Source organism: Haloferax sp. Atlit-6N (assembly GCF_003383195.1).
GTDB classification, from domain to species: domain Archaea; phylum Halobacteriota; class Halobacteria; order Halobacteriales; family Haloferacaceae; genus Haloferax; species Haloferax gibbonsii.
The window spans coordinates 1-489 of the sequence record NZ_QEQJ01000243.1; the positions used below are offsets into that span (position 1 = coordinate 1).

1 pseudogene is annotated in these 489 nt (G+C 72.0%); it reads left to right on the plus strand.

The annotated features are described in order from the left end of the window. Positions 1 to 489 (plus strand): annotated as a pseudogene (locus tag DEQ92_RS24295) (hypothetical protein); the annotation flags it as partial.

Below are 489 nucleotides of genomic sequence, written 5' to 3' on the forward strand. Positions count from 1 at the left end.
ACGACGAGGAGCCGACCGCGACAGCGGATCCTGATGCGGCGGCAACTCCCGGCTCTGCAGCCGAAGCGACGGCAGACGACCCGACAGCAGCGGGCGAGGCGTCGACAGCAGACACCCCGACAGCGGACGACGCCCAGACAGACGACGGTTCCGGCGGGGGACCGGCGACGGCGGACGCGGAAGCCAGCGAGCCATCGGACGCTCCCCGGGGTGGCGACCCTGCGAGCACTGATTCACCCGGCGCTACCGCTCCCGAGGGCCGGACTGCGGACAGCACCGAGGCGGAAGGAGAGACGAGTGCCGCAGACGAACACGCGACTGACACCGGCTCTAGAGCCACACGGCCGGACGATCGCCAGCCGTCGGAGCCATCCTCGGAGACGGCGTCGGGTGCGGGCGACACGGGCGATGCCACCGTCGCGGGACCGACGCAGAAAGGTGCCGCCGCAGACGGGGTCTTCTCCGACGAGGAACGCTGGCGGGAGGCGA